Below are 25,176 nucleotides of genomic sequence, written 5' to 3'. Positions count from 1 at the left end.
CCCGGCCGCCGGGTCTCACAGCCGCGCCCCCTTCAAGGCCATGTGCAGCAGCAGCCGGTCCTCCCCGTCGTCCAGGTCCAGCCCCGTCAGCTGCTCCACCCGCGACAGCCGGTAGTACAGCGTCTGCCGGTGGATGCCGAGTGCGGCGGCGGTCCGCCCGGCCTGGCCCGCGTGGTCCAGGTACGTCTCCGCCGTGCGGGCCAGCTCCCGATGAGCGGGGGAGAGCAGCGGCGCCACGGCCGCATCCTGCGGGGCGTGCGCGGGCAGCGCGGTCAGCAGCCGGTACGGGCCGATGCGGGACCACTCCGCGACCGGCCCCAGGCGCGGCTCCGCCAGCGCGGCCCGCGCCGCCGCCGACGCCTCCCGCCAGGTCACGCCCAGCTCGGCGAGACCGGTGCGGACCTCGCCGACACCGGCCGCGCGGGCGCCCTCCCGCAGCAGCCGCGTCGCCGCCGTCAGCGCCGGCACGCGCACATCCGTCGACCGCAGCCGCACCAGCACCGCCAGGCACTGCCCGTCGGCGCCCCACGGCACCGTGCACAGCGCCGTCGCGTGCGGCACCGTGCGCGCCGAGGGCGCGTCGTCCGGGTCGGCCGACGGCCACGGAGCGACGCACACCACCGTGTGCGGGCCGTCCGCGCGCGGGCCGAGCGCGCTGCGCAGCGCGGCCACGGCCGCCTCCTGCTGCCAGCCCGCCTGTGCCGTCAGCACCGCCCGGAACTCGCGGGTCAGGTCGGCGCCGTGCTGGGCCTCGTCCGCGAGCAGCGCGCCGATGCGTGCCGTCACCTCCATGGCCGCGGCCAACTGGGCGTCCGTGGGGCCGGGGTCACCGTCCAGCAGCCACACATAGCCGAGGACGACCCCCCGGTGCCGTACCGGAAGGCAGATCCGCCCGCGGTACACGCCCGCCTCCGGGGTCGGCGGGATCCGCACGGGGCCGGTCGCGCGGGCGATGCCGAACCCCTCGAACCAGGCGCGGACGGTGGCGGTCGAGCGCCGGGTGAGGATCGAGCGGGTGCGGACCGGGTCCAGGGCGGTGGGGTCGAGGTCGTCCTCGCTGTCGTACGCCCCGAACGCGATCAGCTCGAAGTCGCGGTTCTCCAGGGTCGCCGGGGCGCCCAGCAGTTCCGAGATCTCGTCGACGAGCTCCTGGTAGTCACCCCTGTGTTCCACCGTCACACCGGGCATTGTCCCGCATGGCCGAAGGGCTCTCATACATCTGTCTGAGATCCCGGGCACAAATGCGTGACAGCTGTCGATGGCCCACGATCGGAGGGATCCTTAGGTTTCACGGTGGTTCTCCGTGCCGTCCCCGGAACATCGGGTTTCGGCCGCCCTGTTGCACTTTGTGGAGGTGCCCCGTGCTGGGTCCCGTGATTCTCGCCGCGTCTCGCAGCGACCGGATGCGACGCCTGATCTCGGCGGCCCCGGTGACCAAGCAGGTCGTCGACCGGTTCATCCCCGGCGAGACCGTCGACGACATCGTGCCGATCATCGAGGACCTCACGGCCAAGGGCCTGGAGCTGACGATGGACGTCGTCGGCGAGGACATCACCACCCCCGAGCAGGCCACCGCCGCCCGCGACGCCTACCTGGAGCTGATCGACCGGCTGAAGGACCTCGACCTCGGCGAGAAGGTCGAGATGTCCGTGAAGCTGTCCATGTTCGGCCAGGCGCTGCCCGGCGGCCACGAGCTGGCCCTGGCCAACGTCCGCCCCGTCGTCGAGGCCGCCGCCGCGATCGGCACCACGGTCACCCTCGACGCGGAGGACCACACCACCCTCGACTCGATGTTCGCCATCCACGAGGAGCTGCGGAAGGACTTCCCGCAGACCGGCTGCGTCATCCAGGCCTACCTCTTCCGCACCGAGGCCGACGCCCGCCGCCTCGCGGACGCCGGCAGCCGCGTCCGCCTCGTCAAGGGCGCCTACAAGGAGCCCGCCGAGGTCGCCTACCAGCAGAAGCACGAGATCGACAAGGCCTATGTGCGCATCCTGCGGATCCTGATGGAGGGCGAGGGCTACCCGATGATCGGGTCCCACGACCCGCGCCTGATCACCATTGCCCAGGAGCTGGCCCGCCGCGCCGGCCGCAAGCTCGACGAGTACGAGTTCCAGATGCTGTACGGCATCCGCAGCGAGGAGCATCTGCGGCTCGCCGCGGAGGGCCACCGTATGCGCGTCTACACCGCGTACGGCACCGACTGGTACGGCTATTTCATGCGCCGCCTCGCCGAGAAGCCGGCCAACCTGCGCTTCTTCCTCAGGTCGATGGTCAGCAAGGGCTGAGCCCGCACCCCCGCTCGCAACACCGCCCACGTCAAGGAGTTACGGAACCCATGGACGCTGTGACCCAGGTCCCCACCCCCGTCAACGAGCCGGTGCACGGCTACGCCCCCGGCTCGCCGGAGCGTGCCCGTCTGGAGGCCAAGCTGAAGGAGCTGGCCGAGAACCCGATCGATCTGCCCTGCACCATCGGCGGCGAGAAGCGGATGGGTGGCGGTGAGGCCTTCCAGGTCGTGCAGCCGCACAACCACAAGGCTGTCCTCGGCACCTACCGCAACGCCACCCAGCAGGACGCCCAGGACGCCATCGACGCCGCCCTGGCCGCCGCGCCGGCCTGGCGTGCGATGTCCTTCGACGACCGCGCGGCGATCATCCTGCGCGCCGCCGAGCTGCTGGCCGGCCCGTGGCGGGAGACCATGGCCGCCTCCACCATGCTCGGCCAGTCCAAGACCGCCCAGCAGGCCGAGATCGACACCCCGTGCGAGCTGGTCGACTTCTGGCGGTTCAACGTCGCCTACGCCCGGCAGATCCTCGCCGAGCAGCCCCCGGCCAACTCGCCGGGCGTGTGGAACCGCCTCGACCACCGCCCGCTGGAGGGCTTCGTCTACGCGATCACGCCGTTCAACTTCACGGCGATCGCCGGCAACCTGCCCACCGCCCCGGCTCTCATGGGCAACGTCGTGGTGTGGAAGCCGTCCCCGACGCAGACCCACGCCGCCGTGCTGCTGATGCGGTTGCTGGAGGAGGCCGGTCTGCCCAAGGGCGTCATCAACCTGGTCACCGGGGACGGCCTGGACGTCTCCGAGGTCGCCCTGAACCACCGCGACCTCGCCGGCATCCACTTCACCGGCTCCACGAAGACCTTCCAGTACCTGTGGAGGACCGTCGGCCAGAACATCGAGAAGTACCGCTCGTACCCGCGTCTGGTCGGCGAGACCGGCGGCAAGGACTTCCTCGTCGCCCACCCGTCGGCCGACCGGGCGGTGCTGAAGACGGCGCTGACCCGCGGTGCCTTCGAGTACCAGGGCCAGAAGTGCTCGGCGACCTCCCGCGCGTACATCCCGGCGTCCATCTGGAACTCCGGGTTCAAGGAGGAGTTCGCCTCCGAGGTCGACTACCTCACCATGGGTGACGTCACCGACCTGTCGAACTTCATGGGCGCCGTCATCGACGAGCGTGCCTTCGCCAAGAACAAGGCCGCCATCGACCGTGCCAAGTCCGACCCGAGCTGCACGATCATCGCGGGCGGCAGCTACGACGACTCGGTCGGCTGGTTCGTCCGCCCGACCGTCATCGAGTGCACCGACCCGGAGAACGAGGTGTTCACCACCGAGTACTTCGGCCCGATCCTCGCCGTCCACGTGTACGAGGACGACAAGTACGACGAGATGCTGGAGCAGATGGAGTCGGTCTCCGACTACGCGCTGACCGGCTCGGTCGTCGCCAACGACCGCGCCGCAGCCGCGTACACCGCCGAGAAGCTGCGTTACGCGGCCGGCAACTTCTACATCAACGACAAGTCGACCGGTGCCGTCGTCGGCCAGCAGCCCTTCGGCGGCGGCCGGGCCTCCGGCACCAACGACAAGGCGGGCGCCCCGCAGAACCTGATGCGCTGGACGCTGACCCGCGCCATCAAGGAGACGCTGGTCCCGCCGACCGACTACACCTACCCGCACATGGGCTGACGCCCGGAGCGCCGGACGGGCCGGGTCCCCTGCCAGGGGGCCCGGCCCGTCGTGCTGCCGCGGGTCGTCCGGCGGACGGCCCGCTACTCGGCGACCTCCGTACGCTCCCACCACTCGAACACCGGCAGGTGCCCTTCCTCGGTGTCCTCGTGGCGCCCGGTCACCTTGAAGTGTTCGTAGCCACCCTTGTGGGGGATCTTCAGCTCCGTGCCCGGAGGGGTGATGGGGACGATCCGTTGGGCCAGGTCCTCCGGGCCGCCGTGGAGCACTGCCTTCGCGTTGGTCATGACGTCACCGTCCCGCTGCCGTGTGCGCGATGTCCCCCCGTCCGGCAGGATCGGCCGCCCGGCGCCCCGCCGCAACCGGGCCGGGGGCGCCGTGACCGGGCTCAGACCGACGCCAGGTGCCTGCCGAGGAAGTCCCGCATCAGCACGGCGATCTGCGCAGCGTGCGTCTCCAGCGCGAAGTGGCCCGTCGGCAGCAGATGCACCTCCGCTTCCGGAAGGTCCCGCAGGAAGGCGAGCGCCCCGGCCGGCACGAAGATCTCGTCGTGGGCGCCCCACACGGCCAGCAGAGGGACGCGGCTGGTGCGGAAGTACTCGTGGAAGGCCGGGTAGAGGGTGAAGTTGCTGCCGTAGTCGGAGATCAGGTCGAGCTGGATCTCCGTCTGGCCGGGCCGGGCGATCCGCGCCGCGTCGTGCTCGTAGGCGTCCGGGCTGACCAGGTCGCGGAAGGCCTCCGGCACCCCGTGCAGGTACTGCCAGGCGATGCCCTCCGGGGAGTAGATCTCCTTCACGGCCGCCTCGGTCTGCGGCGTCCGCTTCTCGATCAGTGCCCGCACCGGCGCCCAGGCCTGCTCGCCCAGCCCGTCCTCGTAGGCGTTGCCGTTCTGCGTGACGATCGCCGTGACCCGTTCGGGGTGGGCGAGCGCGAGACGCAGGCCGATGGGGGCGCCGTAGTCCTGGACGTAGAGGGTGTACTCCTTCAGGCCGAGCTGCTCGGTGAACTCCTCGGTGACGGAGGCGAGCGCGTCGAAGGTGTAGCGGAAGTCCGTCGCGGCGGGCGTCGCCGAGCGGCCGAAGCCGAGGTGATCGGGGGCGATGACCCGGAAGTCGCCGGCGAGCAGCGGTATCAGGTCGCGGAACATGTGCGAGCTGCTCGGGAAGCCGTGCAGCAGGAGCACGACGGGGGCGCCGGCGGGCCCGGCCTCGCGGTAGGCGATCTCGTGGCCCTGGACGGTGAGGGTGCGGTGGTGGACCTGGACGACGGCGGACACGGCCATCCTTTCTAACCGGTGAAAGTAGGGTGGACGGTTAGCGGTGAGTGCAGTGCATCACGCCCCGACCTAACCGGTCAAGTGCCTTTAGGTAGTTGACTCGCTCGCACGGGCCCGCGATGCCTGTCGCCCGGCGTGCGGCACGCCGCCACCGGGGTGATGGGTGTCGCACCCCTGTCCTTCGCGTGGAGTATGCCGACGCCATGCCGTTCATGCAGGTCAGAGCCGTGTGACCTACTCCACCGTCTCAGATAGTAGGAAGTCCGAGTAATTGTGGAGACAGACGCTGCGACCTCCTCTAGCGTTGTAGAAGCCGAACGATTCGCTCGACCCAGCGAACGGCGGTCGTGAGCCGGGCCCCGGTGCAGGCAACCCCTGCGGCCCCGACGCTCCCCGCCCCTTCCGGCGTCTCGTAACCCTTTCTTCCGCAGCGCTTCCACGCGTCCTCCAAGGAGTGGATCCCCATGGCCGAGACGACCGTCCGCCGCCGCGTCCGCCACGCCTCCCGCGCCGGCGAGACCGACCGCAAGAACGCCGCCGCCGCACTCCAGCGCGCCCTCGACCGCCGCGACAACGGCGGCGCCACCGGCCACTGAGCCGTACCGGACCGCAGCAGGCCCACTGCGCCGGCCGAGTGTCCACGGTGTCCGCATGGCGGACACTCCATGTCATCACCTGGGACGAGGAGTAGGGTGCCCGCATGTCTCGCAGCATCGATCTCGCAGTGATCCCCGGTGACGGCATCGGCCAGGAGGTCGTGGCCGAAGGCCTGAAGGTCCTCTCCGCCGTCCTCCCGCAGGATGTGAAGCTGGAGACCAAGGAGTACGACTTCGGCGCCCGGCGCTACCACGCCACCGGTGAGACCCTCACCGACGCCGACCTCGACGCGCTCAAGCAGCACGACGCCATCCTGCTCGGCGCGATCGGCGACCCGTCCGTCCCCTCCGGCGTGCTGGAGCGGGGCTTCCTGCTCAAGCTGCGCTTCGCCTTCGACCACCACGTCAACCTGCGGCCCTCCAAGCTGCTGCCGGGCGTCGCCACCCCGCTCGCCGGCCAGCCGAAGATCGACTTCGTCGTGGTCCGCGAGGGCACCGAAGGCCCGTACACCGGCAACGGCGGCACCATCCGCAAGGGCACCCCGCACGAGGTCGCCACCGAGGTCTCCGTCAACACGGCCTACGGCGTCGAGCGCGTCGTCCGTGACGCCTTCGCCCGCGCCCAGGCCCGCCCCCGCAAGAAGCTCACCCTCGTCCACAAGAACAACGTGCTGACCTTCGCCGGCCACCTGTGGACGAACATCTTCAACAAGGTGGCCGAGGAGTACCCCGAGGTCACCACCGAGTACATCCACGTCGACGCCGCCACCATCTACCTGGTCACCCAGCCCGAGCGGTTCGACGTCATCGTCACCGACAACCTCTTCGGCGACATCATCACCGACCTCGCCGCAGCCGTCTCCGGCGGCATCGGCGTCGCGGCCTCCGGCAACATCAACCCCAGCCGCGAATTCCCGTCCATGTTCGAGCCCGTCCACGGCTCGGCCCCGGACATCGCCGGCCAGGGCAAGGCCGACCCCACCGCCACGGTCCTGTCCGTCGCCCTGCTGCTGCGCCACCTCGGCTACGAGGCCGAGGCCGACCGCATCGACGAGGCGGTCGCCGCCGACCTCACCGAGCGCGCCGAGCTGCCCGCCCGCAGCACCTCGGAGATCGGCGACGCCCTCGCCGTACGAGTAGCCGGCTGAGACCCGCGCCGCTCGTCACACTCCACGAAGCCGTCGGGTCGCACACCGCACCCGGCGGCTTTCCGTACGCGGCCCCGGGTGCCACCATCAACCCCTGGGCCGCCTGCCCCGGATTCCTTCCACCGCCGGCACCGCGCGATAATCGAACGCGGGGCCGCGATATGAGGGAAAGCTCGGACGTCCTAGCACCGGTCGTGCGACCGGTACCGGGAGGAGCTGCGGCCCGTCACGACAACCGGTGAAGGACATCCACTCATGACGACGCCCACGATCGAGCTCAAGCCCTCCGCCCGTCCGCTGCCCGCCGCCGAACGCGAGGCGATCCTCGCCGACCCCGGCTTCGGCCGCCACTTCACCGACCACATGGTGACCATCAAGTGGACGGAGGGCCGCGGCTGGCACGACGGACAGCTCGTCCCGTACGCGCCGATCCCGCTCGACCCCGCCACCAACGTCCTGCACTACGCCCAGGAGATCTTCGAAGGGCTCAAGGCCTACCGCCAGCCCGACGGCTCCGTCGCCACCTTCCGCCCCGACCAGAACGCCCGCCGCTTCCAGCGCTCCGCCAAGCGGCTCGCCATGCCGGAACTGCCCGTCGAGACGTTCATCGAGGCCTGCGACGCGCTCGTCCGGCAGGACAAGGACTGGGTGCCCCCGCACGGCGGCGAGCAGTCCCTCTACCTGCGCCCCTTCATGATCGGCACCGAGGTCGGGCTCGGCGTCAAGCCGTCCAACGAGTACCTCTTCATCGTGATCGCCTCCCCGGCGGGCGCCTACTTCCCCGGCGGCGTCAAGCCGGTGTCCATCTGGGCCTCCCAGGACCGCGTCCGCGCCGTCCCCGGCGGCATGGGCGACGCCAAGACCGGCGGCAACTACGCAGCGTCCCTGCTCGCCCAGGCCGAGGCCGCCGCCCACGGCTGCGACCAGGTCTGCTACCTCGACGCCGTCGAGCACAAGTGGGTCGAGGAACTCGGCGGCATGAACCTGTACTTCGTGTACGGCAACAAGATCGTCACGCCCACCCTGACCGGGTCCATCCTCGAAGGCGTCACCCGCGACTCGCTCCTCACCGTCGCCCGTGACCTGGGTTACGAGGCCGAGGAGGCCCGCGTCTCCATCGACCAGTGGCGTGCCGACACCGAGAGCGGCGCCCTCACCGAGGTGTTCGCCTGCGGCACCGCCGCCGTCATCACCCCCGTCGGCACCGTCAAGACCGACGGCGTCGAATGGACGCAGGGCGACGGCACCCCCGGCGAGGTCACCGTGCGCCTGCGCGAGGCCCTCCTCGGCATCCAGCGCGGCCTCACCGAGGACAAGCACGGCTGGATGCACAAGCTGGGCTGACCGGCACCGGCATCGACGTCAGCGGGCGGGGCCGCCGTCACCGGGGCGGTCCCGCCCGTTCGTGCGCCCACGGGTGCGCCGAATCTCACAGGCCCACGGGTGCGCCGAGGGGGCGTCAGTTCCGTTCGGGCGCGGGACTGTCGACGAGCCCCGCCCGGTCGGAGGAGTACGAGGCCGCCTCGCCGGACACAGGGGCCGCCCCGCCGGCCGCAGGGGCCTCTCCGCCCCGCACCAGCAGCAGATACGCCGCCCCGCCGACCAGCCCCGACAGCAGGAAGCTGCAGTCGACCCCGCCGGTGTACGCCAGCAGCGGGCCCTGGTACTCCGGCAGCGACACCGCGAGCAGCCCCGTGACCGCGCCCAGCGCCCAGGCGAGCGCGGCACGCACGTTCCAGCCGCCCCGGAACCAGTAGACGCCGCCCCGCGAGCGGCGGTTGAAGACCTGCAAGGCGTCCGCGTCGTACTCCCCGCGACAGCGGACGAAACCGATCAGCGTGATCACCGCCCACGGCGTGCCGATCGCGGTCAGCAGCAGCACGAACGACGTCATCGCGTCCTGCGCCGTCGATGCGTAGTGCCCGGCGAAGACACAGGCCGTGGCGACGGCGGCGACCGTGTAGGTGGCCGTGGCGCGGGAGGCGCGCGGCAGGATCGCGTCCAGGTCCAGGCCCATCGAGTACAGCATCAGCCCCGCGTTGCCGACCGAGCCCGCGGAGGCGGCCAGCAGCAGCGGCACCAGATACCAGCCGGGGGAGGCGTCCACCAGCGGCCCCGCGTAGTCCAGGGCGGCGCGGGCGGCGTACGCGGTGAACGTGCCGAACAGTTGCGGCACCAGCAGCCCGAGGATCAGACCCAGCCAGGTCGCGTGCAGGACACGGCGCGGGGTGTGACGTGCGGGGGAGATGTAGCGGGTGTAGTCGCCGAGCAGGGTGATGAACGCGACCGGCCCGGACAGCCCCGCCGCCACCGCCGACAGCAGCCAGGTCGGCCAGTAGCCGCCCAGCAGATACCCTCCGGCCTCCGGCAGCGCGTCCGTGGTGAAGTCGGGGGCGTACGCGACCAGGCCCAGCGCCAGCAGAGCGGTCATGCCGATCGCGAGGATGCGGGACATCGCGAGCAGCACCCGGTAGCCGTAGACGGCGCCCGCGACGGTCGCCGCGGCGAGCAGCGCGTAGACGACGGCGTACGACCCCCCGTCCGCGGGCAGCCCGGCCAGCCGGCCGAGGACACCCACCATCACATCACCGCCGATCCACACCGTCAGCGCCGTGTAGCCGAGGGCGAGCAGCAGGCCCACGACGGAGCCGATCAGCCGGCCCCGCACCCCGAACTGGGCGCCCGAGGACGTGGACAGGTTGGTCGCGGTACGCAGCGAGATCAGCGCGAGCGGCGCCGTCAGCGCGGTCCCGACCAGGGTGCCCGCGACGACGGAGCTGACCGAGGACCAGAAGTCCAGCCCGAACGACGGCGGCAGCCAGCCGAAGACGATGACACCGAGGCAGAGGTTGGAACCGAGCAGGATCGACACGAGGTCACGGGGGCCGCTGGTGCGTTCCTCGTCGGGGACGGTGTCGACTCCGCGCTGTTCGATGGGCATGGGCTGGGTCTCCTTCGACGCCGCCGAAAGTTAGAGCGACGCTCAATGTGCGCCCTGCTTCAGTGCGCGTCAAGCTTTCGGTTACGTGAATTTCATGTTTAGAGTGATGCTCTAACGCTTTGAAGCGCAAGAGGGAGGCAGGGAGGTGCCGCGACGTGAGACTGACCCCGACGGAGCGTGACCGGCTGCTGCTCTTCGGGGCGGCCGAACTGGCCCGCGCCCGCAGGGCCCGCGGCCTGAGGCTCAACGTCCCCGAGGCCACGGCACTCATCGCCGACACGGTCTGCGAGGCCGCCCGTGACGGCGCCCGGCTCGCCGAGGCGATCGAACGGGCCCGCGCCGTCCTCGGCCCCGACGACGTGCTGCCCGGCGTCGCCGGCATCGTCACCGAGGTGCACGTCGAGGCCGTCTTCGACGACGGCTCCAGGCTGGCCGTGGTGACCGACCCGATCGGCAAGGGCACCGGGTCCCGCCCCGACGAGGACGCGCCCGGCGCCCTGCTGCCGGGCCCCGAGCACGAGGAGTCCCGACCCGAGGTGCGGCTGACCGTCACCAACACCGCGCCCGTGCCGGTCTCCGTCACCTCCCACTTCCACTTCTTCGAGGCCAACCCGCGCCTCGACTTCGACCGCGACCGCGCCTACGGCATGCGCCTCGCCGTACCCGCCGGATCGTCCGTGCGCTTCGGCCCCGGCGAGACCCACGAGGTCGGCCTCGTCCCGATCGGCGGCGCCCGCATCGCCGTCGGCTTCGCCGGGCTGGTCGACGGACCGCTGGACGCGCCGGGGGCCCGGCAGGAGGCCCTGCGCCGGGCGGCGGCGTGCGGGTATCTCGGCGTGCGGGGCGCGGAGGAGCGGCCGGCGCGCCCGGTCGGGAACGGGAGCCCGCAGCTCCCCGCAGAGGAGGAGCAGTCATGAGCCGACCCGGAGGGCACCCCGCCGAAGCCCGCCGCCTCACCCCGTACGAGTACGCCGCGACCCACGGACCCCGCGCCGGCGACCGCATCCGGCTCGGCGACAGCGGACTGACCGTCCTGGTCGAGTCCGACGCGCAGCGCCACGGCGACGAGTTCCTCGCCGGTTTCGGCAAGACCGCCCGCGACGGACTCCACCTCAAGGCCGCCTCCGTCCGTGACACCTGCGACGTCGTCATCAGCAACGTCGTCGTCATCGACGCCGTGCAGGGCATCCGCAAGGTGTCCATCGGCATCCGCGAGGGCCGTATCGCCGCGATCGGCCGGGCCGGCAACCCCGACACCCTCGACGGTGTCGACGTCGTCGTCGGCACGGGCACCTCGATCGTCTCCGGCGAGGGTCTCATCGCCACCGCCGGCGCCGTCGACACCCATGTGCACCTGCTGTCCCCGCGGATCATGGAGGCGTCCCTCGCCTCCGGCGTCACCACGATCATCGGGCAGGAGTTCGGCCCGGTGTGGGGCGTCGGCGTCAACTCGCCCTGGGCGCTGCGGCACGCGTTCGCCGCGTTCGACGCCTGGCCCGTCAACATCGGCTTCCTCGGCCGGGGTTCGTCCTCCCGGCCCGAGCCCCTCGTGGAGGCCCTCGCCGAGGGCGGCGCCTGCGGTTTCAAGGTGCACGAGGACATGGGCGCCCACACCCGCGCCCTGGACACCGCGCTGCGCGTCGCCGAGGCCCACGACGTACAGGTGGCCCTGCACAGCGACGGCCTCAACGAATGCCTGTCCGTCGAGGACACCCTGCGTGTGCTGGAGGGCCGCACCATCCACGCCTTCCACATCGAGGGCTGCGGCGGCGGACACGTCCCCAACGTGCTGAAGATGGCCGGAGTCCCCAACGTCATCGGCTCCTCCACCAACCCCACCCTGCCCTTCGGCCGGGACGCCGTCGCCGAGCACTACGGCATGATCGTCTCCGTCCACGACCTCAAGACCGACCTGCCCGGCGACGCCGCCATGGCCCGCGACCGCATCCGCGCCGGCACCATGGGCGCCGAGGACGTGCTGCACGACCTGGGCGCCATCGGCATCACCTCCTCCGACGCGCAGGGCATGGGGCGCGCCGGGGAGACCGTCCGCCGTACGTTCGCGATGGCCGGGAAGATGAAGGCCGAGCTGGGCGACCCCGGCGTCGGCCACGACAACGAGCGCGTCCTGCGCTACATCGCCAAACTCACCGTCAACCCGGCGATCGCCCACGGCCTCGCCCATGAGATCGGCTCGATCGAGGTCGGCAAACTCGCCGACATCGTGCTGTGGCGCCCGGAGTTCTTCGGCGCGAAACCACAGCTCGTCCTCAAGTCCGGCTTCCCCGCGTACGGCGTGACCGGCGACCCCAACGCGGCCACCGACACCTGCGAACCCTCCGTCCTCGGACCGCAGTTCGGCGCGCACGGCGCCACCCCGGCCGAACTGTCCGTGGCGTTCGTGGCGCAGGCCGCCGTGGACCAGGGCCACGACACGCTGCCGACCCGCCGCCGCAGGGTCGCCGTCCGCGGCACCCGCGGCATCGGCCCGGCCGACCTGCTCCTGAACACCCGTACCGGACAGGTCGACGTGGACCAGCGCACGGGCCTGGTCACCCTGGACGGCGAACCGCTCAGCTCCGGCCCGGCGGACACGGTCCCCCTCAACCGCCTGTACTTCCTCTGACCCCTTCCCCCGGACCTTTCCTCCAGCCCCTTCCTCCAGAGCCCAGGACCCAGCGATGACTTTCTCCATGCCCCCGGAGTGGGCCCCGCACGAACGCACCTGGATGGCCTGGCCGGGCCCCAACCCGACCTTCGCCACCGACGCGGAACTCGCCGAGGCCCGCGCCGCGTGGGCGGCCGTCGCCCGCGCCGTACGCCGCTTCGAACCGGTGACGATGGTCCACGGCCCCGGCCAGGGCGACACGGCCCGCGCCCTCCTCGGCCCGGACATCGACCTGGTCGAACGCGACCTCGACGACGCGTGGATGCGGGACATCGGCCCCACGTTCGTCACCGACGCCGAAGGCCGCCTGGCCGCCGTCGACTGGGTCTTCAACGGCTGGGGCGCCCAGGAATGGGCCCGCTGGGAGCACGACGCGAAGATCGCCCGGCAGATCGCCGGTCTGACCGGCGTACCCGTACTGTCCTCGCCGCTGGTCAACGAGGGCGGCGCCATCCACGTCGACGGCGAGGGCACCGTCCTGCTCACCGAGACCGTCCAGCTCGGCGCGGCCCGCAACCCCGGCTGGAGCAAGGAAGCCGTCGAGAAGGAGATACACGCCAAGCTGGGCACCACCAAGGCCATCTGGCTCCCGCACGGCCTCACCGGCGACTACGGCACCTACGGCACCCAGGGCCACGTCGACATCGTCGCCGCGTTCGCGGGCCCCGGCAGGGTCGTCGTCCACACCCAGCAGAACCCGGACCACCCCGACCACGCCCGCTCACAGACGTACCTGGAGATCCTCCGTTCCGCCACGGACGCCCGAGGCCGCCACCTGGAGGTGGTGGAGATCCCGGCCCCCACGGCCCTGCGTGACGAGAACGGCGACTGGCTCGACTACTCCTACATCAACCACTACGTCTGCAACGGCGCCGTGATCCTCTGCGCCTTCGACGACCCCCACGACGACCTGGCGGCAGCCGCCTTCCGACGCCTCTACCCCGACCGCACGGTGACCCTGGTGGACGCGCGGGCGATCTTCGCGGGCGGGGGAGGCATCCACTGCATCACCCAGCAGCAGCCGAAGAGCGCTGGTCAGTGAGCTGACCTGCGGAATCTCTGTCGGCTGCTTCGCTTTGGTCAGCCTGAGTCAGCCCTACTCGGCTCCCATTACCTGGATGGGTCTCCCATATCTCTCCCATCGGGAGACGCAGAGAGGCCCCCGGCGACGTCGTCTGCGCCGGGGGCCTCTCTGCAAGACCAGGGTGGGGCCACCACCCGGGGAGGCGGAGAGAACGACCACGCTTCGCCGCGCCTCGACACACTGATCCGCATCGCCGACGCGATCGGCTGCGAGCTGGTCGACCTCGTGCGCTGAGCGGCCCGCCCTCGCCGTCGGGCGGGCCGCTCGCCCGGCGCCGGTCCTACCGACCGAAGGGGCCTGCCTGATTGGTCTGCTGCGGTACGGGCACGCCCCGCACGGCGTGGATGTACAGCGTCGAACCGGCCCCGGAGGCGCCAGGGTTGTCGACCCGCACGTACTCCTCGCCCGGCCGGATGGGCTTGTCGCATCGGGCGCAGATCACGGGCGGCGTCCCCTCGTCAGCCGGGCCAGGGCCATGCCGGTGGCGCACTGGGTGATGTCCTCGACGCACTGCTCGCACTCGCCGACGTGCGCCTGGAGCGCAGAGTTCGCGGCGACCGCGATGTGCGAGCGGCAGGCGCGCGGGTACCAGCGGCCCCCGCAATCGGGCTCTGCGCTGAGCCCGGTGGTGCGCACGCCGAGATCGACGGCCGTGTGCACGGTGAGCGGCTCCCCACCCCACACGCATGCCGCACCGCGCCGCTGATCCTCGCTCAGGCCGACAGGGTCGGGGAGCGGGAGGAGCGTCGCGCTGAGAGCGCCTGGGCCACCCGACGGGGGCCGGGTCTGCGTGACCTCTGCCATGTCGACTCCAACCAGTCGGCCACACCCCGGGAGGTCTGCGGCCTCGCCGGGGCTTGTCGTCCCCGCCGACGCTAAGGCGTGATGTGCGCCACTGCCAGCGATGTGCAGTTCTGTGCACGGACTCGTTCGGCCGGGCCAGATGGCGCAAAGGCGCCCTTGACCGGTCAGGCCGGGCGGGCGACTGTGGCGCACAGTCCTGCACATCAGACAGCCGGAGGTCGCCATGGCCCTACAGTTCATCGGGATCGACCCCAGCACGGGGGACGGCGAGAGCCCCACGGTGTGGGTCGACAAGGAGCAGAAGGAACTCGTTCTCCAGGGATGGAAGCCGGGACCCGAACTGGCCGCGCAGTGTGCCGCGTTCGAGGTGCCAGGTCATGCCGTCGGCATCCCGGGGCACGAGGCCGTAGTCCGCATCCCCGCCCGGATGGTGCCGATGATCAGGGAGGCGTGCGATGCCCTTGAGCGTGCCGACATGGCCTGAGCTGCTCGGGTCGGCCACCCGCTCCGCAGTGCACCTGGAGATGCGGGACTCCTACGCCGTCGACTACGAGAAGGGCCCCTTCGCCCAGTGGCGGGCGGGATTCCGCCACGACCCGTCCGACCGCGCTTCGTGGTGGCGACCGTGGCTCGATCTGATCCAGGAGACCGTCGGCCGTGGCGTCGTCGTGTGCCGCGCCCGCATCGTGTCCGAACCGGTCAGCGAATACACCCACTTCCTGTACGACGGCACGTTCACCAACGTGGCCGCAGGCGAGCAGGTGCGATGGCTGCCCCGCCGCCAAGCCTCGGACATTGCCTTGCCGGGAAACGACTTCTGGCTGATCGACGACCGGCTGATCCGGTGGAACCACTTCACGGGCGAGGGCGCGTCGGCCGGCGGCGAGATGAGCGATGACCCGGCGGCGGTGAAGCTGTGCGGCGAGGCCTTCGAGGAGGTCTGGTCGAGGGCCATCCCGCACGACCAGTACCAGATCCGCTAGCGCACCCGTAAGGCCGGCTCATGCCCACATCCCCGTCCTCGTCGGCCCAGGCCGCGCGGGAAGTCGTCGCCCGACGTCTGCGTGCCCTCCGCAAGGGCGCAGGGCTGACGGTCACTGAGCTGGCCGGCCGGTGCGGCTGGCACCACGCCAAGACCAGCCGCATCGAGAACGCGCGCACGGCACCCACAGCCACCGACATCCGCCTGTGGTGCCGCGCCACCGACAACCTGGACCAGGCCGACGACCTCATCGCCCAGTCCCTCCACGCCGAGTCCATGTACACCGAGTGGCGCGCCCAAGTCCGCCACGGTCTGGCCGAACTCCAGCGCAGCAGCTCCCAGCTCTTCCAGGACACCAAGGTCTTCCGGGTCTACTCCTCCTCGCTCGTCCCCGGCCTGCTCCAGACAGAGGGCTACGCGGCCGGAGTCCTCGGGATCAGCGCCCGCTTCCGGGAGCTACCGGTCGATGACAGTGCCGAGGCGGCCCGCGCGCGCGTCGACCGGTCCGCCGTCATCCACCAGCCGGGGCACACCTTCGTCTTCGTCGTCGAGGAGGCCGTGCTGCACCATCAGGTCGGCGATTCCGATGCGATGGCCGCCCAGCTCGGCCATCTCCTGACGGCCGGCGCCCTGCCGCAGGTGTCTCTCGGCATCATCCCCATGGCTACGCCCCAGCGGCAGCAGTGGGCGCGAGAGACCTTCCACGTCTACGACGACCGCCTCGTCTCCGTCGAGCTGGTCTCGGCCCGGGTGAGGATCACGCAGCCGTCAGAGATCAACCTGTACTTCCGGGCCTTCGAGCAGCTGCGCGCGATGGCCGTGTACGGAGCCGAGGCCCGTGCCCTGGTGCTGCGCGCCATCGAGGCGCTGCACTGACGGCATGACGAAACGCCCCTCGCCCGCCCGGCGAGGGGGTGGTACAGGCGGCGCTGGTGGTCATCGTGCGAGGAGGCTGATGGCGCCGGTGGCGGCGCCGGCCACACCGGCGAGGACACCGATCGTGGGCAGCGGCCAGCGGGCGCGCTCCAGCGCGCGGATACGGGTCTCGTGGTCGCCGACGTCGTCGCGGAGGTTCCTCGTCTCGTTCAGGACGCCGTCGATCCCGGCTTCGATCCGGTGTACCGCCTTCGACAGCTCCCGCACCTCCTGATACGTCTGCGCCGGGCTGATGTACACGCCCTGGGTCCGGGGGTCGTCATCGCGCTGCTTGCTCGCCAGGCGGGTCGCAGGCGGGCGGGCGCGCTCGGGTACTGAGGCACAGGCTCCCACAGGGCGATGTGAGGTGATCCCGAGGTGAACCCCGAACCCCGCCCTCGCATCTGCACACGCTCGACTGCCGCAGTCTCATCGAGGGCAAGTCGGCCAAGTTGCCGACACGGTCACGGAATCCACTCGGCCACCACTCGATCCGCCACCCCGAACTCGGTCGAACAGTCTGCGCAGGGGCGCGAGGGCGCACCCGCCACCGGCGGGGAGCCGCCACCGGCTCCCGGCGTGCATGCGAGGCGAGGACGCGCCCGCCGCCCACCGGGCCTCTCGACGCCCCCACGGGGTGCCGACCCCGGGGCCCGTCTTTCCGGGCTGCCCGCTCGCTTCTTCCCCCCGCTGGAGCGCCCTTGACTCGGGTCGCGGAGACACGACGATCGCCCGGAAGTGGGCGGCCCGTACGGCAACTGCCCGCCCCCCGACCGCATCAACGCCCCCCGACCAGCGCCGGGAGCCGTGCGGGGCGCCGTGGCGCATCGCACGGCGTCCCCGTCAGGTAGAACATACGGGTGAACGTACTGCTGAGCGCGGCCCTCGGGGTGTCCCGGCCGCCGGTCGAGCCGTGTCCGGAGGTTGCCGCGTGACCTCCCGGCGTCGTACGCCCGCGCCGCCCCGTGAGGACGTCCTGGCCGCCGCCATGGGCATGATCGCCGAGCGTGGGCTGGAGAAGCTCACCATGGCCGCGCTCGGGCGGGAGGTCGGGATGAGCAGCGGGCATCTGCTGTACTACTTCCGGTCCAAGGACGAGCTGCTGCTGCGCACGCTGGAGTGGAGCGAGGGGCGGCTCGGCGCCGAGCGGGGGCGGTTGCTCGCCCGGCCCGGCACTGCCCGTGAGCGGCTCGACGCCTATGTCGATCTGTACGTCCCGGACGGGCATCGCGACCCGCACTGGACGCTGTGGCTGGAGGTGTGGAACCGGTCGCAGAACGCCGCCGACGACGCCCGTGACCGGCAGGCCGCGATCGAGGGCGCCTGGCATCGCGACCTCGTCGCCCTCCTCGCCGAGGGCATCTCGCGCGGCGAGTTCCGGCCCGTGGACCCCGATCGGTACGCCGCCCGGCTGCGGGCGCTCCTCGACGGGTTCTCCATCCATGTCGCCATCGGGCTGCGCGGCACCGACCGCGCGCAGGTTCTCGCCCACGTCCGGGAGTTCCTGGAACAGACGCTGCTCGCATCCTGAGACAGACGGCGAGCACCCGGGCGAGGTGTGCCAAACTTCCCCCGTGCTCTCGTTCGCCACGATTATTGGCAGCAGGCGCGCCGGTCCGCAGTGACCGCCTTCGTACGACCAGGTACGGGCGGCCACCGTCGTCCTCGACCCGCGCGCAGACCTCTCGCACCCGCGAGAGGTTTTTCTGTTTCCAGGGCCCACCCACAGCCGGGAGACGAGCGCGAGGGACCATTGGGGGGACGGTGGAGCCGGTTATTCCGGTAAGACCGAAGATCCACAATCAGGAGCCTTGAGACCATGACCGCGACGACCGATCCGGCAAACAGCGAGCTCGACGACTCGTTCCATGTCTTCGACACCACCCTGCGCGACGGCGCGCAGCGGGAGGGCATCAACCTCACGGTCGCCGACAAGCTCGCGATCGCACGGCACCTGGACGACTTCGGTGTGGGCTTCATCGAGGGCGGCTGGCCCGGCGCCAACCCGCGCGACACCGAGTTCTTCGCGCGCGCCCGGCAGGAGATCACCTTCCGCACCGCCCGGCTCGTCGCGTTCGGCTCCACCCGCCGCGCCGGCACCACCGCCGCAGAGGACCCGCAGGTCAAGGCGCTGCTGGAGTCCGGTGCCCCGGTCGTCACCCTGGTCGCGAAGTCGCACGACCGGCATGTCGAGCTGGCGCTGCGCACCACCCTCGACGAGAACCTGGAGATGGTCCGGGACACCGTCTCCTACCTGCGCTCCCAGGGCCGCCGCGTCTTCGTCGACTGCGAGCACTTCTTCGACGGCTACCGCGCCAACCCCGAGTACGCCAAGGCCGTCGTGCGCGCCGCCTCCGAGGCCGGCGCCGACGTCGTCGTACTGTGCGACACCAACGGCGGCATGCTGCCCGCCCAGATCCACGCCGTCGTCTCCACGGTCCTCGCCGACACCGGCGCCCGGCTCGGCATCCACGCCCAGGACGACACCGGCTGCGCCGTCGCCAACACGCTCGCCGCCGTCGACGCGGGCGCCACGCACGTGCAGTGCACCGCCAACGGCTACGGCGAGCGCGTCGGCAACGCCAACCTGTTCCCCGTGGTGGCCGCACTGGAGCTGAAGTACGGCAAGAAGGTGCTGCCGGAGGGCCGGCTGCGGGAGATGACCCGTATCTCGCACGCCATCGCCGAGGTCGTCAACCTCACGCCGTCCACCCACCAGCCGTACGTCGGTGTCTCCGCGTTCGCCCACAAGGCCGGCCTGCACGCCTCCGCGATCAAGGTCGATCCGGACCTGTACCAGCACATCGACCCCGAGCTGGTCGGCAACACCATGCGGATGCTCGTGTCCGACATGGCGGGCCGCGCCTCCGTCGAGCTGAAGGGCAAGGAGCTGGGCATCGACCTCGGCGGCGACCGCGAACTGGTCGGCCGGGTCGTGGAGCGCGTCAAGGAACGCGAGCTGCAGGGCTACACGTACGAGGCCGCCGACGCCTCCTTCGAGCTGCTGCTGCGCGCCGAGGTCGAGGGCCGCCCGCTGAAGTACTTCCGCGTCGAGTCCTGGCGGGCCATCGTCGAGGACCGCCCCGACGGCAGCCACGCCAACGAGGCCACCGTCAAGCTGTGGGCGAAGAGCGAGCGGATCGTCGCCACCGCCGAGGGCAACGGCCCCGTCAACGCCCTCGACCGGGCGCTGCGCGTCGCCCTGGAGAAGATCTACCCGCAGCTCGCCAAGCTGGAGCTGGTCGACTACAAGGTCCGCATCCTGGAGGGCGTGCACGGCACGCAGTCCACCACCCGCGTCCTCATCTCCACGTCGGACGGCGCGGGGGAGTGGTCCACGGTCGGTGTCGCCGACAACGTCATCGCCGCGTCCTGGCAGGCCCTGGAGGACGCCTACACCTACGGTCTGCTGCGGGCGGGCGTCCAGCCGGCCGAGTGACCCGACCGGGTCCGCGCGGCCGGTGCCGACTCGGCGGGCCGAGCGCTACCGGCCGTGACGCGCCAACGGCGTCTCACAGCGCCGAAGTACGCGGCCGGGGCGCCCCCTCGGCGCCCTGGTCTCGGCCTCCGGCCCGGTCCAGCCGCAGTACGCCCGCGGGGCCGGAGCGCTGGCCGCCGGGCGTGGTGGAGCGGGTCAGCTCCTCGATGCTGTCGGCGAGGTAGCCCATCCACGCGCGGCTCTCCTCCTCCAGGATCCGCTGGGCGTCGGCACGCAGCCGCTCGATCACGTTGAGCAGGGCCGTCTGCTCCTTCTCGCTGGGCGATTCGGTGCCCCGCAGATAGGCCTGCGCCCAGTCGGCCTGCGCCTTCTTCAGCACCTGCTGAAGGGCCAGTTCGCTGCGGATGTAGCGGGTCCAGGACGCGGAGAAGCCGAAGATCCGGTCGAACAGCACGCAGCCCGCGCCGCCCGCGAGGAACACGAACCCCCACTCCGGCCGGACGAGGCCGGCGTCGGCCGCGTGCACCAGCGGGGTGATCGTGCCGGCGATGCCGAGCAGCGCGGCCAGCGCCCGCAGCGCACGCGACCAGCGGGCGGGCCAGCGGCGCCTCGCCAGATACCAGCCGATCGCGGTGATCACTTCCTGTTCGGCGTGCCGGAACAGCTCCAGCAGCACCTCCGACCGCGTCCGTGCGCGGTCCAGGTCCACCAGCTCCGACACCGTCATGTCCGCGGCTCTGCGCTTGCCGGACTCAGCCATCTTCCGCCCCCTTCGGCCCACGGCAGTACCGCTGCATCGTAGGGGCTGTGCGGCCGTCGGCGGGGACGGGGGCGGCAGGGTGCACGGTTTCTGACGGTACGTCTTGACGGGCCCCCGGGACCCCAGTTAACTCACGGCGTGATCTAAGTGCTGAGTGAACCGAGTGCATCAGGACAAGCCGAGGGGAAGGTCCATGCCGAGAACCGCCCTGCTCGTCTCCACCGCTCTGCTCGCCGCTCTGCTCCCCGTCTCCGCCGCCCGCGCCGCACCGGCCGCCGACGCACCCGCACCCGTCCTCGTCGACCGTTTCGAGGGCGAGGTGCCCTTCGCCTCCCAGCCCGCCGAGGGCCTGTTCACCTGGGGCGGCGACGCCGACGACCCGCCCACGCTCCGCCTCGCCGAACGGCCCGACGCCCCCGAGGGGCAGAAGGTCCTCGCCGGCGACTACGACATCAGCGGATACGGCGGCTTCACCCACGACTACGCCGCCGACGGCCCCGCCCACGACTGGTCCGCGTACCGCGGCATCCGCTTCTGGTGGGAGGGCCGCGGCACCGGCCGTACCGTCACCTTCGAGATCAAGGACGGCGGCGCCCACGGCGAGGCATCCGAACTGTGGACCACGTCCTTCGCCGACGACTTCACCGGCTGGAAGCAGATCGAACTGCCCTTCACCGACTTCGTCTACCGCACCGACTACCAGCCCGTCGGCGGCATCGACCAGGTCCTCGGCCTCACCGGGATGTGGGGGTACGCGGTCACCCTCCCGACCGGCGCCAAGGGCAGCTTCGCGATGGACGCCGTCGAGCTGTACGGCACCGCCGACCAGTCCCTGCGGGCCTCCGTCACCGCAGACGCGGCCGTCCACCCGGTCGCCGAGGGCGCCACCGCCTCCGTCCGGCTGACCGTCGCCACCACCGGCTCCCGCCCGCTCGACGAACCCGTGACGATCACCTACCGCACGGGCGGCGGCAGCGCGAGCCCCGCCGACTACGCGCCCGCCGAGGGCACCTTCACCTTCCCCGCGGGTACCGCCTCCGGCACCTCCCGCGTCGTCCAGGTCCGCACCCGCAAGGACCGCGCCGCCGAGACTGCCGAGACGATCCCGCTGAACCTCACCGTCACCGGCGCCCGGCCGCCCGCCGAGACCCCGCAGATCGTCATCGACGCCCACGGACTGCCGTACCTCGACCCGAAACTGCCCGTGCAGCGCCGCGTCGCCGACCTGCTGTCCCGCATGTCGCCGGAGGAGAAGGCCGGCCAGATGACGCAGGCCGAGCGCGGCGCCGTCGCCGCCACGCCCGGTGACATCGCCACGTACGCCCTCGGCTCCCTGCTCTCCGGCGGCGGCTCCACACCGACGCCCAACACGCCCGAGGGCTGGGCGAAGATGATCGACGGCTTCCAGCTGCGGGCGCAGGCCACCCGGTTGCAGATCCCGCTGATCTACGGCGTCGACGCGGTGCACGGCCACAACAACCTGGTCGGCGCCACCGTCATGCCGCACAACATCGGCCTCGGCGCCGCCCGCGACCCGAAGCTCGCCGAGCGCACCGCCGCGGTGACCGCCGCCGAGGTCCGCGCCACCGGCGTCCCCTGGGACTTCGCGCCCTGCCTGTGCGTCACCCGCGACGAACGCTGGGGCCGCTCCTACGAGTCCTTCGGCGAGGACCCGGCGCTCGTCGCGTCGATGGAGACCGTGATCCAGGGCTTCCAGGGCCGCGCCGACGGCCGCGACCTGGACCGGCACGACAAGGTCCTCGCCACCGCCAAGCACTTCGTCGGCGACGGCGGCACCGCCTACGGCTCCTCCACGACCGGCACGTACACCATCGACCAGGGCGTCACCGAGGTCACCCGGCAGGAGCTGGAGGCCGTCCATCTCGCGCCGTACGCCGAAGCCGTGGACCGCGGCGTCGGCTCGGTCATGCCCTCGTACTCCTCGCTCGACATCGCGGGCGACGGCAAGGGCCCGGTGAAGATGCACGCCCGCGGCGACATGATCAACGGCGTGCTCAAGGGCCGGATGGGCTTCGACGGGTTCGTCATCAGCGACTGGAACGGCATCGACCAGATCCCCGGCGACCTCGCGAGCGACGTGCGGACCTCGATCAACGCCGGACTCGACATGATCATGGTGCCGTACGGCTACAAGGACTTCCGCGCGGCGCTCGTCGCCGAGGTCCGGGCCGGACGGATCAGCGAGAAGCGCGTCGACGACGCCGTCTCCCGCATCCTCACCCAGAAGTTCCGCCTCGGCCTGTTCGAGCGGCCGTACGCGGACACCCGCGGCGCCTCCGCGATCGGCTCGGCCGCGCACCGCGCCGTGGCCCGGCAGGCGGTCGCCGAGTCGCAGGTGCTGCTGAAGAACGCGGGCGGCCTGCTGCCGCTGAAGCGGTCCCAGAAGGTGTACGTCGCCGGATCGAACGCCGACGACATCGGCAACCAGAGCGGCGGCTGGACCGTCACCTGGCAGGGCTCCTCCGGCGACATCACCCCCGGCACGACGATCCTCCAGGCCATGCGCAGGGCCGGCGGGAACGTCACCTACTCGAAGGACGCCTCCGCCCCCACCACCGGTCACGACGTCGGTGTGGTCGTCGTCGGCGAGACCCCCTACGCCGAAGGCGTCGGAGACGTCGGCAACGGGCACGACCTGGAGCTGTCCGCCGAGGACAAGGCCGCCGTCGACAAAGTGTGCGCCGCCATGAAGTGCGCCGTGCTGATCGTGTCGGGCCGCCCCCAGCTCATCGGCGACCGGCTCGGCGAGATCGACGCCCTCGTCGCCTCCTGGCTGCCCGGCACCGAGGGCGACGGCGTCGCCGACGTCCTCTACGGCAAGCGGCCCTTCACCGGCCGGCTGCCCGTGACCTGGCCGCGCTCCGAGGCCCAGCTGCCGATCAACGTCGGCGACCGGTCGTACGACCCGCAGTTCCCTTACGGATGGGGCCTCACCACTCTGACCAAGGTCCCCTCCGGCGGGGAGCACACCCTCAAGACCCTCGCGGTGGCAGGCCGCGTCGCCGAACGCCTCGGCGCCGACGAGGCCGGGCGCACCCTGGTCACCGAGGCCCGGCTGATCGTCCAGCAGAAGGCCGGCCAGAGGATCACGGCCGCCGTGTCCGCGCCCTTCGCCGACGCCGACCATCTGCTGCTCACCGGGGACTACGGAAAGGCGGTGGACCGGCTGATCGCGGCCTACCGGGCCGCATAGAGACGTAATGTCTGTATTCGGGCGGCTTCGGGTAGGTTCGAACCATGAAGGCCGTGATACGGACCCGAAGCCTCCCGGGAATCCTGCTCGCCGCCCTGCTCAGCGCATTCGCGCTGCTCGCGGCCACAGCGCCGCGCGCGGCGGCCGACACCAGCCTGTCGACCGTCGCCGCGGCCCTGCGGGAGAAACCCGTCTACGTCGACCCGGCCGCCTCCGGTGAGCTGTCGGCCGCCGACGCGGACGCCCTCGCCGCGAAGATCGAGGACGCCGGGAAACCGCTGTTCGTCGCGGTCCTCCCGGCCGACTACCCCACCGAGAGGCTGTTCTCGGACCTGCGCACCGCGACCGGCGTCACTGGTCTGTACGCGGTGCGCCTCGGCGACCGCTTCGACGCCCGCGTCGACTCGGCCGTCCTGCCCCGTACGGCCGTCCAGAACCTCGTCGGCAGCGTGCGGGGCGAGAACGACGCCGCCCGGCAGCTCGACGACTTCACCGACCGGGCCCTGGCCAACATGGGCGGCTCGGCACCGGCGAGCTGGGGCACCTCCGACAGCGGCGGCACCTCCACCACCGCGCTGGTCACCACCCTCGCCGTGCTCGCCGCGGCCGGCGCCGGCGCGTACACCCTCGTCCGGCGCAACCGGCGCCGCCGCGAGGAGGAGCAGCGGGCCGCGCTGGAGCGGCTGAGGGTCGTCGTCGACGAGGACATCACCGCCTTCGGCGAGGAACTCGACCGGCTCGACTTCAGCCCCGGCGAACCCGGCGCCGACGATGCGATGCGCGCCGACTACGCCCGCGCCCTCGACACCTACGAGGAGGCCAAGTCCCTGATGGCGGCGGCGCAGCGGCCCGAGGACGTCCGGGGCGTGACCAAGGCGCTGGAGGACGGCCGGTTCTCCCTCGCCTCCCTCGCCGCGCGCCGTGAGGGCCGGCCGCTGCCCGAGCGCCGGCCGCCCTGCTTCTTCGACCCGCGCCACGGCCCCTCGGTCGACGACGCCGAGTGGACACCGCCCGGCGGCGCCCCGCGGGAGGTGCCGGTGTGCGCGGCCGACCGGACCCGGCTGGCCGACGGGCTGGACCCGATGGTCCGTGAGGTGGAGACCGACCAGGGCCGCCGCCCCTACTGGGACGCCGGACCGGCGTACGGCCCGTGGGCCGGCGGCTACTTCGGCGGGGGCATACTGCCCGGACTGCTCGTCGGCACCATGCTCGGCGGCATGATGGCCGGCCCGTCCTACGCGTCCGACTACGGCACCGGCGACTACACGATCGACGCGGCCCACTCCACGCTCGGCTTCACCGCGCGGCACGCGATGGTGACCAACGTCAAGGGCAAGTTCCTCGACTTCAGCGGCTCGCTGTCCCTCGACGGCACCGAC

23 protein-coding genes are annotated in these 25,176 nt (G+C 71.7%); 15 read left to right on the top strand and 8 right to left on the bottom strand.

From position 1 onward, the window contains the following. Window positions 1-15 precede the first annotated feature (15 nt). Window positions 16-1,179 carry a PucR family transcriptional regulator gene (locus MTQ10_RS00110; RefSeq protein ID WP_374117547.1) on the bottom strand — a complete coding sequence of 388 codons (1,164 nt, stop codon included), beginning with the start codon at window positions 1,177-1,179 and terminating at the stop codon, window positions 16-18. Between the two features lie 182 nt (window positions 1,180-1,361). Here MTQ10_RS00110 and MTQ10_RS00105 point away from each other — a divergent pair, with 182 nt between their 5' ends. Both MTQ10_RS00105 and pruA read left to right on the top strand, forming a co-directional pair. Beyond that, the gene (locus tag MTQ10_RS00105) at window positions 1,362-2,288 is read left to right on the top strand and encodes a proline dehydrogenase family protein (RefSeq protein ID WP_247460866.1); all 927 of its coding nucleotides are present in this window, start codon (window positions 1,362-1,364) and stop codon (window positions 2,286-2,288) included. 50 nt (window positions 2,289-2,338) lie between these two features. After that, window positions 2,339-3,970, top strand: a complete 1,632-nt coding sequence (gene pruA, locus MTQ10_RS00100) for an L-glutamate gamma-semialdehyde dehydrogenase (protein WP_247460864.1) — start codon at window positions 2,339-2,341, stop codon at window positions 3,968-3,970. An 83-nt stretch (window positions 3,971-4,053) separates the two neighbouring features. On the opposite strand, the gene MTQ10_RS00095 is transcribed toward pruA, so the two are convergent. Then, complete coding sequence (locus MTQ10_RS00095) at window positions 4,054-4,257, bottom strand: DUF5988 family protein (protein ID WP_247460862.1); 204 nt, start codon at window positions 4,255-4,257, stop codon at window positions 4,054-4,056. 101 nt (window positions 4,258-4,358) lie between these two features. Continuing rightward, window positions 4,359-5,246, bottom strand: a complete 888-nt coding sequence (locus MTQ10_RS00090; RefSeq protein ID WP_247460861.1) for an alpha/beta fold hydrolase — start codon at window positions 5,244-5,246, stop codon at window positions 4,359-4,361. Window positions 5,247-5,710: 464 nt separating this feature from the next. Between MTQ10_RS00090 and MTQ10_RS31210 the strand changes: the two genes are divergently transcribed. From MTQ10_RS31210 to MTQ10_RS00080, 3 genes are all read left to right on the top strand, one after another. Continuing rightward, entirely contained in the window at window positions 5,711-5,842 is a 132-nt protein-coding gene (locus MTQ10_RS31210; protein ID WP_282611591.1) for a hypothetical protein, read from the top strand. A gap of 104 nt (window positions 5,843-5,946) precedes the next feature. Continuing rightward, on the top strand, window positions 5,947-6,990 hold the full coding sequence (locus tag MTQ10_RS00085) for a 3-isopropylmalate dehydrogenase (protein WP_247460859.1): 1,044 nt from the start codon (window positions 5,947-5,949) through the stop codon (window positions 6,988-6,990). A gap of 255 nt (window positions 6,991-7,245) precedes the next feature. Next, entirely contained in the window at window positions 7,246-8,334 is a 1,089-nt protein-coding gene (locus MTQ10_RS00080; RefSeq protein ID WP_247460856.1) for a branched-chain amino acid aminotransferase, read from the top strand. Between the two features lie 115 nt (window positions 8,335-8,449). Here the strand turns inward: MTQ10_RS00080 and MTQ10_RS00075 are convergent, their stop codons facing one another. Then, window positions 8,450-9,931, bottom strand: coding sequence for a cytosine permease (locus tag MTQ10_RS00075; RefSeq protein ID WP_247460854.1), 1,482 nt, complete (start codon window positions 9,929-9,931; stop codon window positions 8,450-8,452). A gap of 155 nt (window positions 9,932-10,086) precedes the next feature. On the opposite strand from MTQ10_RS00075, the gene ureA reads away from it, so the two are divergent. From ureA to MTQ10_RS00060, 3 genes are read left to right on the top strand one after another with little or no spacing between them, the layout of a single operon-like run. Next, complete coding sequence (ureA, locus tag MTQ10_RS00070) at window positions 10,087-10,848, top strand: urease subunit gamma (protein ID WP_247460852.1); 762 nt, start codon at window positions 10,087-10,089, stop codon at window positions 10,846-10,848. Further along, window positions 10,845-12,557, top strand: coding sequence for an urease subunit alpha (locus MTQ10_RS00065; RefSeq protein WP_247460851.1), 1,713 nt, complete (start codon window positions 10,845-10,847; stop codon window positions 12,555-12,557). The genes ureA and MTQ10_RS00065 overlap by 4 nt, the downstream gene beginning before the upstream one ends. 55 nt (window positions 12,558-12,612) lie before the next feature. Further along, a complete protein-coding gene (locus MTQ10_RS00060) occupies window positions 12,613-13,641 on the top strand; it encodes an agmatine deiminase family protein (RefSeq protein ID WP_247460849.1) in 1,029 nt (342 codons plus the stop codon). 322 nt (window positions 13,642-13,963) lie between these two features. Here MTQ10_RS00060 and MTQ10_RS00055 read toward each other — a convergent pair whose 3' ends face one another. Beyond that, window positions 13,964-14,125, bottom strand: a complete 162-nt coding sequence (locus MTQ10_RS00055; RefSeq protein ID WP_247460847.1) for a hypothetical protein — start codon at window positions 14,123-14,125, stop codon at window positions 13,964-13,966. Continuing rightward, window positions 14,122-14,343, bottom strand: a complete 222-nt coding sequence (locus tag MTQ10_RS00050; RefSeq protein WP_247460845.1) for a hypothetical protein — start codon at window positions 14,341-14,343, stop codon at window positions 14,122-14,124. The genes MTQ10_RS00055 and MTQ10_RS00050 overlap by 4 nt, the downstream gene beginning before the upstream one ends. Before the next feature lie 367 nt (window positions 14,344-14,710). Between MTQ10_RS00050 and MTQ10_RS00045 the strand changes: the two genes are divergently transcribed. Genes MTQ10_RS00045 through MTQ10_RS00035 form a run of 3 tightly spaced genes read left to right on the top strand, consistent with a single transcriptional unit; the run spans window position 14,711 to window position 16,345 of the window. Next, a complete protein-coding gene (locus MTQ10_RS00045) occupies window positions 14,711-14,971 on the top strand; it encodes a hypothetical protein (protein ID WP_247460843.1) in 261 nt (86 codons plus the stop codon). After that, entirely contained in the window at window positions 14,943-15,470 is a 528-nt protein-coding gene (locus MTQ10_RS00040) for a DUF6879 family protein (protein ID WP_247460841.1), read from the top strand. The genes MTQ10_RS00045 and MTQ10_RS00040 overlap by 29 nt, the downstream gene beginning before the upstream one ends. Window positions 15,471-15,490: 20 nt before the next feature. Continuing rightward, window positions 15,491-16,345 (top strand): helix-turn-helix domain-containing protein, encoded by an 855-nt coding sequence (locus tag MTQ10_RS00035; RefSeq protein ID WP_247460839.1) that lies wholly within the window; start codon window positions 15,491-15,493, stop codon window positions 16,343-16,345. A gap of 60 nt (window positions 16,346-16,405) precedes the next feature. Here MTQ10_RS00035 and MTQ10_RS00030 read toward each other — a convergent pair whose 3' ends face one another. Then, window positions 16,406-16,645 (bottom strand): hypothetical protein, encoded by a 240-nt coding sequence (locus MTQ10_RS00030; RefSeq protein ID WP_247460837.1) that lies wholly within the window; start codon window positions 16,643-16,645, stop codon window positions 16,406-16,408. 727 nt (window positions 16,646-17,372) lie between these two features. On the opposite strand from MTQ10_RS00030, the gene MTQ10_RS00025 reads away from it, so the two are divergent. Both MTQ10_RS00025 and cimA read left to right on the top strand, forming a co-directional pair. Beyond that, complete coding sequence (locus MTQ10_RS00025; RefSeq protein WP_247461003.1) at window positions 17,373-17,915, top strand: TetR/AcrR family transcriptional regulator; 543 nt, start codon at window positions 17,373-17,375, stop codon at window positions 17,913-17,915. Window positions 17,916-18,203: 288 nt separating this feature from the next. Then, window positions 18,204-19,823, top strand: a complete 1,620-nt coding sequence (gene cimA, locus MTQ10_RS00020) for a citramalate synthase (protein ID WP_247460835.1) — start codon at window positions 18,204-18,206, stop codon at window positions 19,821-19,823. Between the two features lie 73 nt (window positions 19,824-19,896). Here cimA and MTQ10_RS00015 read toward each other — a convergent pair whose 3' ends face one another. Next, the gene (locus MTQ10_RS00015; RefSeq protein ID WP_247460833.1) at window positions 19,897-20,583 is read right to left on the bottom strand and encodes an SLATT domain-containing protein; all 687 of its coding nucleotides are present in this window, start codon (window positions 20,581-20,583) and stop codon (window positions 19,897-19,899) included. Between the two features lie 193 nt (window positions 20,584-20,776). Here MTQ10_RS00015 and MTQ10_RS00010 point away from each other — a divergent pair, with 193 nt between their 5' ends. Continuing rightward, window positions 20,777-23,797, top strand: coding sequence for a glycoside hydrolase family 3 protein (locus MTQ10_RS00010; protein WP_247460831.1), 3,021 nt, complete (start codon window positions 20,777-20,779; stop codon window positions 23,795-23,797). Between the two features lie 44 nt (window positions 23,798-23,841). Then, the coding region (locus MTQ10_RS00005; RefSeq protein WP_247460827.1) for a YceI family protein at window positions 23,842-25,176 on the top strand (1,335 nt) is incomplete at its 3' end.

The organism is Streptomyces sp. XM83C (assembly GCF_023072675.1).
Lineage (GTDB): Bacteria > Actinomycetota > Actinomycetes > Streptomycetales > Streptomycetaceae > Streptomyces > Streptomyces thermocoprophilus.
This window is presented reverse-complemented; position numbering and strand designations above follow the sequence as displayed.